7 protein-coding genes are annotated in these 7,007 nt (G+C 62.0%); 1 reads left to right on the top strand and 6 read right to left on the bottom strand.

The annotated features are described in order from the left end of the window. Nucleotides 1-67: 67 nt before the first annotated feature. From DWV43_RS07675 to DWV43_RS07650, 6 genes are all read right to left on the bottom strand, one after another. On the bottom strand, nt 68-1,474 hold the full coding sequence (locus DWV43_RS07675; RefSeq protein WP_233539233.1) for a polysaccharide deacetylase family protein: 1,407 nt from the start codon (nt 1,472-1,474) through the stop codon (nt 68-70). A 72-nt stretch (nt 1,475-1,546) separates the two neighbouring features. Next, the gene (locus tag DWV43_RS07670) at nt 1,547-2,302 is read right to left on the bottom strand and encodes a PRC-barrel domain containing protein (RefSeq protein WP_117817780.1); all 756 of its coding nucleotides are present in this window, start codon (nt 2,300-2,302) and stop codon (nt 1,547-1,549) included. Continuing rightward, entirely contained in the window at nt 2,302-2,691 is a 390-nt protein-coding gene (locus DWV43_RS07665; RefSeq protein ID WP_099432470.1) for a YtxH domain-containing protein, read from the bottom strand. The genes DWV43_RS07670 and DWV43_RS07665 overlap by 1 nt, the downstream gene beginning before the upstream one ends. A 136-nt stretch (nt 2,692-2,827) precedes the next feature. Beyond that, entirely contained in the window at nt 2,828-3,661 is an 834-nt protein-coding gene (locus DWV43_RS10395; protein WP_233539232.1) for a hypothetical protein, read from the bottom strand. Nucleotides 3,662-3,685: 24 nt separating this feature from the next. Further along, nucleotides 3,686-5,059 (bottom strand): hemolysin family protein, encoded by a 1,374-nt coding sequence (locus tag DWV43_RS07655; RefSeq protein WP_055285343.1) that lies wholly within the window; start codon nt 5,057-5,059, stop codon nt 3,686-3,688. Nucleotides 5,060-5,167: 108 nt separating this feature from the next. Beyond that, a complete protein-coding gene (locus DWV43_RS07650) occupies nt 5,168-5,851 on the bottom strand; it encodes a hemolysin III family protein (RefSeq protein ID WP_199569418.1) in 684 nt (227 codons plus the stop codon). A 186-nt stretch (nt 5,852-6,037) separates the two neighbouring features. Between DWV43_RS07650 and DWV43_RS07645 the strand changes: the two genes are divergently transcribed. Beyond that, nucleotides 6,038-7,003, top strand: coding sequence for an alpha/beta hydrolase (locus DWV43_RS07645; RefSeq protein ID WP_117817778.1), 966 nt, complete (start codon nt 6,038-6,040; stop codon nt 7,001-7,003). Nucleotides 7,004-7,007: the final 4 nt, after the last annotated feature.

The following is a 7,007-nucleotide window of genomic DNA, read 5'->3' as shown; positions in this document are numbered from 1 at the left end:
TAGCTCGAGACGGGCCCGGGCTGACAATTTCGACTGTAATGGACGTTCTTAAATGACTACCCAATAACTACTCTGTGGTGTCGTTGTCCTCGGCAAGTTGGGGGAACACGGCGTCCTTGGGCATGGTGGCCTTCGTCAGCGAGGTGAGCTTTTTGCTCAGCGACGTGTCCGTCTTGACCAGGTCGCTGAGCGTCACGATCTTGTAGCCGTCGGCGGCAAGGCCGTCGATGATCTGCGGCAGTGCCTCAAGCGTCTGCTCGGCGCATTCGTCTCTATCGGTGAGCAGCACGATATTGCCCGGCGTCACCGAATCGAGCACCGTCGAGACCTGCTCGTCGGCACCGTTGAGCAGCCAGTCGCCCGAGTCAATATTCCACGAGACCACGGCGGAGACCAGGTCCATCGCATCAATCCAGTTTTGCTCGTCAAAGGCAGCGTAGGGGGCACGCAGCAGCATCGTCTTCACGCCGGTCGCCGACTTAATCGCATCGGTGCCTTTCGCGATCTGCTCGCGTACCGCCTCACGGTCCTGACCCTTGAGCGAATCGTCGCTGTAGCTGTTGGATCCGATCTCGCACCCGGCATCGACAATCGCCTTGGCCGTGGCGGACGAGGCCTCGACCGCATCGCCCGACAGGAAGAACGTCGCGGTGACGCCTTTCTCCTTGAGCACCTGCAAGATCTGCTTGGTCGCGCCACTCGGGCCCTCGTCAAACGTCAGCGCAACGTACTTTTCGTTACCCTTGGGCGCCACGCTGGCGCACGCAACGACGCAATCGGTAGCGGGCACAACCTCGCCGCGGTCCTGCGTCTTGCCCGACTGCTCACCAACCCACACCTCGGAGCGGCCCTGGACACCCCATGTCTGCACATACTCGATAGCGCCCGTGCCCTCGACCTTGAGCTTGGGCTCGATAACCGTAGCCTGAACCTCGTGCTTCTCGTAGGTGTTACGGCCATCCTTGACCGTCACCTTCTCGCCGCCCTCAAGTTCGCGGCTATCCCATTTGCCCTGTTTTATGCGCTTGCCGTCCACCTTAACCGACAGCTTTTCGCCGCCATGGCGCTTGAGCACGCTGTCATCGACGGCCAGCAGGTCGCCTGCGTCGTAGGTATCGGTCAACTCCTGGTCGTCGATGAGATTCTGCAGCGTAGAGCCCACGCGCACCGCGGTCTTTTGCCCGTTAAGTTCCACGTCCACGCTGCGGTTGACGTAGCCCACGACGGCAGCGATAAACAGCACGAGCGCACAGCCCACGGCAATGAGCGCATAGGGCAGACGGGACGGTCGGCGCGGCGAGCGCCCGTTGCCGATGCGCGCGCTGCGGTCGCTAAACCCGCGGCTATGGTTGAGGTACATCGCGCCGGGCTTACGGCGGCGACGGCGCTGACCGCTGGGCAGCTGCCCCAGGTCGCGGCGCGCCGTCGGACGCGCACCCGAACGCCCGTTTAAGTTGGATCCGTTTTGGCGCATGTGCCCTCCCCCATAAACACAGCAAGCCGGAGCAACAGGTCTCCGGCTTGCCTCCCATCATTTGGTACGTCGCTATTTTGTAGCTTTTGACGAGCCTCCGCTCGCCTTTTGGTATTCGTCCTTAAAGGCCTTGAACATGCCGCGCGTCTTGCCGAGCTGCTTGCCCAGTGCGCGACTGCCCTTGTCCACGGCAACCGATCCCTTGTCATCGAGCACCTTGGCGCCCTTCTTGACCTTATCGCCCACCACGACACTGGCCTCGGCAGCCTTGGCGACCGCGCCGCCCGAATACCCAAGCGACTTGACCTCGTCCGAGACGACCATCGCGCCGTTCTCGTAGCCGCGTAGCATCGTCGGCGGCACCTGCGTGTCACCAACCAAAACACTCGAAGCAGCACCGGCGGTCACATAGAATGCCTGCACGATGCCCGAACGCGGCTTGAACTCAACGTCCGAGCAATAGCCCACGACGTCGCCCGATTCCGTGCGCACGTCCATACCGACCCAGATGATGCAATCGTCCAGGTTGATGTCGAGGCGCTTGGCGGCGGCGGCATCGTACGTGTCCTTGACGTCATCGACCGCAATGGCGCCCTCGTAGACACCAATGGCGTCGAGCGCTACGAATCGATCGGGACGCTCGATCATGCCCGCGATATCGGACTGGCGGACCATAAAGCCGACCACGCGCGTACCGCCCGGGGTAAAGACCGGAAAGTGAATCTTTCCGAGCTTTTTAGGGCTGCGCGGCGTGCCGTCCTTTTTGGTGCGCTTGTCCTCGGTAGGCTTGCGATAGATCTTGGCGCCGACAAAATCCCCGGCGCGCATTATGCCTCGGTCGAGGGCTCCGCAGCCTCGGTATCAGCCTCGACGGCGTTCTCGACCACGACGTCGGCGGCAGGCGTCACGTTGCCGCCCGAAATGGCGTCGTTGAGCTGCTCGCGCAGCTGGTCCATGCGCTCGCGGGCCAGGTCGACCTTGGCGCGTAGGTCGTCAGTCTTGGCGTCGACCATCGGGCCAAAGTCATTCACCGCGGCACGGGCCTCCTCGGCGCTGTGCTCGTAGGTGTCGCGCATATTGTCCCAGGCGTCGTTGGCGATATCGGCAGCCATGGCGCGGGTCTCGGCGCCCGAGCGCGGGGCCAGAGCAACACCGATAATAGCGCCAGCAGCAGCACCAAAAAGTGCGCCGGAGACAAAGCTGAAAGTCTTACCCATGATCATTCCTCTCCTGCGGGCACGTCGGTGCCCACCGTTTGAATGCTGTCCATTATACCCGCAGCGCATCACTTGCCGCTCCGCTCATCTGCGTACGGCAAAGGCGCAGGTACGTGATGGTGATAAACGCGTAGGCCTACTCCTGAGGCACAGCCGGCATGGCCACCGTGGCACCCGGGTCCTCGCCGGCGCCGTCCACGAGCGGCAGGCCGCCCTCATGCGCAGGTCCTGCCGGAACCGTCGCCGCACCGCCAAAGACGGCAGCGGAGGCCTCGTGGTTCTCGGCAACCGCGCCCTCGGTATCAATCGCCACCTGGGGCTCGTCGTCAAAGTTGGGGGCGCCCTGGGGCTCGGTGGGAACGGGCTCGGCGGTCGCATCGGCAACGGGCTCGGCGTCGACCGGCACATCGCCCTCGTCAGCACCCTCGTCCTCGGCAGCATCTTCGCCGTTCGCAGCAGCGACGGCCTCGTGAGGATTCTTGCCCTCGGCCTCGGCGCGCATGCCCAGCACCAGGTTGCGCAGGCCCGCGACCGTGCCTTCCACGTCGGGGGCAGGCTGGTCGGCGTGCAGGTACGCCCAGTCCATCATAAAGGTGGCCGACGACAGCGCGCCGATGGCCAGTGCGTCGTCGGGACACGAAAGCTCGACCTCAAAGACACGCTCGTCATGCTCGCTTACGCGCGTGCGGCCGCACGAGATGCTACCGGCAAGACCGGTCTCGTTCATGAGCTCGACCGTCACGTGCTCCAGCAGGTGGCAGAGCTCGGTCTGACCCATGCAGTCCTGGAACTCGCGGCCGGAATCGCCCAGGCACAGGTGCTTGGCAATCGCCGGTACCAGGTAGTACACGCGCGCCGTGGCCTCGATGTCCTCCGAGGTCATGAGCGGCATGCCGGGGTTCACCAGCACATGCGCGCAGATCTTGTCCTCGCTGACGGTGACCTTAAGGATGTTGAACAGGCCTGCCATAACTCTCCCCTACTCTTCCTTGCCCTACTCGTCGCCGTCGTGCGGATTCGCGGAACCCGCACCCGACGTCGTCGGCTCGTCTACCGAAGACTCGGAATCCTTCTTATCGGTTTCGGCCGGAGCGATCACGCGAATGAGCGAGATGCGCTGGCCACGCATCGACTGCACTTTAAACTTGTACCCCGCGACCTCAAACACCTCTCCGATGTCGGGCACCGAGTCACAAAGCTCCAAAATCCAGCCGGCGATGGTCTCATAATCATCGCTTTCCTCGAGCGGCCAACCAAGCTCAATCGCGTCATCGCACGAAAAACGCCCATCGACGAGCCACTCGCGGCGTGAGAGGCGCGTGAGGTACTTGTTGTCGGGGTCGAACTCGTCCTCGATCTCGCCCACGATCTCCTCGACGATGTCCTCGATGGTGATGATGCCGGCCGTGCCGCCGTACTCATCCACGACGACCACGATCTGGTCGTGCGAGGTCTGCATCTCGGACAGCAGCGGCAGGATGTCCTTGGTGTCGGGCACAAAGGTGGCGTCGCGCAAAAAGCCGGCGATGGGCTGGTCGCCCTTGCCGTCGAGCGCGGGCTGGATCAGGTCCTTGATGTGCGCGATGCCGGCGACGTTGTCGGGATCCTCGTGATAGACGGGGATGCGGCTGAAGCCGGTCTGGCGCATGGTAGACAGCACGTCGGCGACCGTCTCGTCGTCCTCGCACATGGTGGTGTCCACGCGCGGCACCATGACCTCGCGGGCAACGGTGTCGCCCAGGTCGAAGATCTCGTGGATCATACGCTTTTCCTCGTCGAGCAGGTCGTCCTGCTCCGAGACCATGTACTTGATCTCTTCTTCCGAGACGTTCTGCCGGTCGTCGGCACTCTTGATGCGCAGAATGCGGGCCAGGCCATCGGAGCAAGCGCCAGTCAGCCACACGAGCGGACGGGCGATCTTTTGGAAAAACGACAACGGTCCCACGACCTGCTTGGACACGCCCTCGGCATTGGCCAGGCCGATGCGCTTGGGGACGAGCTCGCCGATCACGATGGACACGAAGGCGACCGCGACGGTGATGATGACCGGCGCCAGGCCGCGCGCGATGGCGGAGAGCGGCGCGATGCCAAAGCTCATGAGCCACGTGGCGAGCGGGTCGGACAGGCTCGTCGAGGCAACGGCGGACGAGGCGAAGCCCACGAGCGTGATGGCGACCTGGATGGTGGCGAGCAGCTGGTCGGAGTCGGCAGCCAGCTTAATGGCACGCTCGGCGCGCTTGTCGCCTTCCTCGGCCTCATGCTCCAGCACGGCGCGCTTGGCCGTGGTGAGCGCCATCTCGGACATAGAGAAGTAGCCGTTGATGAGGGTCAAAACGAGGGTGGTGATAAGGGAGATGGTTATGTCCATCGGGAGTTTCTCGAACCTCCAAGATTCGGGACGTTGGGTAGTAAGCGTAGGTGACGGATAGGGCAATTGCGCCGGTCGCCCGTGCGAGCGGGGCCGTGGGCGCGGTCGCTAGATTACGAAGAGGATCACCGCCATGAACTGGAAGATGCTGCCGGCGAGCACCCACAAGTGGAAAACACTGTGCAGATAGCGCACGTTTTTGGCGATATAGAACGGCACGCCCACGGTATAGCACACACCGCCGACGGCGAGCAGGGCAAGTGCCACGGGGTTGAGCAGCGACACGAGCTCGGGCAGCTTAAAGACGACGAGCCAGCCCATCAGCAGATAGACCAGGCCACTTACCCAGTGCGGTTGACGTTCGCGCATAAAGCACTCGAGGGCGATGCCGATAATGGCGATGGCCCATACGGCAAAGAACAGCGCAGGGCCGCCGTCGTTTGCGAGCGTGATGAGGCAAAACGGCGTATAGCTGCCGGCAATAAGCAAGTAGATGCAGCTGTGGTCGATGATGCGGAACACGCGCTTGGCGCGCGCGGGTTGAATCGCATGGTAGAGCGTGGAGGCTAGGTACTCGAGGATGATGCTGACGCCATAGACAATTGCCGCGGCCATGTGGGCCGGGCCACCGCCGCGCAGGGCAGCGAATACGATCAGGAGCACCAGGCCCGCGATACCCAGCAGACAGCCGACACCATGGGTGACGGAGTTCATGATCTCCTCGCCCACCGTGTAGTGCGGAACGGCCGCGGCCTTGGGTCGCGGCTTGGAACTGTCGCTCGAATCGGACATGCCGGTTACATCCTCCAACGTAAAGAGTTCTCAACACTATATCAAAGCGTCTGGGTGCGTGCGAAATTTGCACCATACGTGACCCTTTGTTTACCCATTCTTTGCCTGTTGACGCATCAACGGCGAACGTCCATAATGCGCTTGCATTAAATGTTGATGCATTAACATCTTATAGGAGAATACCGCATGGCTCAAAACGCACATTCCCATCGAAAGCTCAAGATAGCCGGCATCGTTGCACTGGTGGTTGTCATTGCGCTGCTCGGATTTGCCGGCAACTTTCTGTTTGACTTCGCGCTGAATCCCCGCGCGCCATACACCATGAAGATGATGCAGGACGGCAAGGACGACAAAGAAAGTGAGCAGCCGGATGCCGAGGGAACCGAGGCGCGGGCATGGTTTAAAGAGAACCGCGAGAGCAGCAGCCTCACCGCAGATGACGGAACCGAACTTGCCGCTTGGTATTTTGCCGCCCCAGAGAGCACGCACAATTACGCTATCTGCCTACACGGATACACCGATGAGCCCATCGGCATGGCCCGATACGTCAAACGATTCCACGACCGCGGCATGAACGTACTCGCACCCGCCGCCCGCGCCCACGAGCGCTCCGGCGGCGACTATATCGGCATGGGTTGGCCCGAGCGGCTCGATGTCGTTGCATGGATTGGGCGGATCGTTCAGGCTGACCCCGAGGCGCGTATCCTGGTCTTTGGCGAGTCGATGGGTGCGGCAACCGCCATGGACGTCGCGGGGGAATCTCTGCCCGCAAACGTGAAATGCATTATCGAGGACTGTGGCTATACGAGTGTTTGGGACGAGTTTTCTCTGCAGCTCAAGGACGTGTTCGGGCTGCCCAGCTTTCCCTTGCTCGATGTAGCAAACTTGGTGTGCAACGTGCGCGCGGGCTACGACTTTCATAAGGCGAGCAGTGTGGAGCAACTCAAACACGCGACGGTTCCCATGCTGTTTATCCACGGCGACCAGGACACCTTTGTGCCGTACGACATGCTCGACCAAAACTACGACGCGTGCGCCAGCAAGGTCAAGCAAAAGCTCACCATCCATGGCGCCACCCACGCCAAGAGTGCGCAAGTTAACCCCGAGCTCTACTGGAACACGGTCGACGACTTCCTCGACGAGTATTTTTAGGCAA

Origin of the sequence: Collinsella sp. AF05-9, from assembly GCF_003465595.1 — a bacterium.
In the GTDB taxonomy this organism is placed as follows: domain Bacteria; phylum Actinomycetota; class Coriobacteriia; order Coriobacteriales; family Coriobacteriaceae; genus Collinsella.
Note: the sequence above shows the minus strand (reverse complement) of the source record. Positions and strands in the feature narration are given on the sequence as shown.

What these genes read in the sequence shown, in the direction of transcription:
- DWV43_RS07675 (WP_233539233.1), bottom strand. Translation starts at nt 1,474, where the DNA reads ATGCGCCAAAACGGATCCAACTTAAACGGGCGTTCGGGTGCGCGTCCG.
- DWV43_RS07670 (WP_117817780.1), bottom strand. Translation starts at nt 2,302, where the DNA reads ATGCGCGCCGGGGATTTTGTCGGCGCCAAGATCTATCGCAAGCCTACC.
- DWV43_RS07665 (WP_099432470.1), bottom strand. Translation starts at nt 2,691, where the DNA reads ATGGGTAAGACTTTCAGCTTTGTCTCCGGCGCACTTTTTGGTGCTGCT.
- DWV43_RS10395 (WP_233539232.1), bottom strand. Translation starts at nt 3,661, where the DNA reads ATGGCAGGCCTGTTCAACATCCTTAAGGTCACCGTCAGCGAGGACAAG.
- DWV43_RS07655 (WP_055285343.1), bottom strand. Translation starts at nt 5,059, where the DNA reads ATGGACATAACCATCTCCCTTATCACCACCCTCGTTTTGACCCTCATC.
- DWV43_RS07650 (WP_199569418.1), bottom strand. Translation starts at nt 5,851, where the DNA reads ATGTCCGATTCGAGCGACAGTTCCAAGCCGCGACCCAAGGCCGCGGCC.
- DWV43_RS07645 (WP_117817778.1), top strand. Translation starts at nt 6,038, where the DNA reads ATGGCTCAAAACGCACATTCCCATCGAAAGCTCAAGATAGCCGGCATC.